Origin of the sequence: Mesorhizobium sp. M1D.F.Ca.ET.231.01.1.1, from assembly GCF_003999155.2 — a bacterium.
Taxonomy (GTDB): Bacteria; Pseudomonadota; Alphaproteobacteria; order Rhizobiales; family Rhizobiaceae; genus Mesorhizobium.
Genome location: NZ_RZOZ02000298.1, coordinates 1 through 279 on the forward strand (window position 1 = coordinate 1; position 279 = coordinate 279).

The 279-nt window shown below is 59.1% G+C and carries 1 protein-coding gene; it reads left to right on the forward strand.

Annotated features, from left to right (window positions below; translation table 11 throughout):
* Positions 1 to 279 (forward strand): LysR substrate-binding domain-containing protein (locus tag EN874_RS33390; protein WP_245516262.1); only part of this gene is annotated, 279 nt, incomplete at both ends.

Consider the following 279-nt stretch of genomic DNA (forward strand, 5'->3'; position numbering starts at 1 on the left):
CTGATGCGGAGCGCGGTACGCGAACGCCACGAAACCCCTCGCGGCCAGCTCCACGTCTCCTGCGTAACGGCCTTTGGCAATGAGTGCCTGGCACCAGCGGTTCCCGAGTTCGTGAGACGGTTCCCGCAGCTCGAGGTCTCAATCGACCTTGGCAATCGGTTGGTCGATCTTATTGGAGAGCACTTCGATGTCGCCATCCGAGTAGGGCCATTGAACGATTCATCCCTGATTGCGCAGAGAATTTTCACGCAGAGGATCGTGTTCGTCGCTACGCCCCAG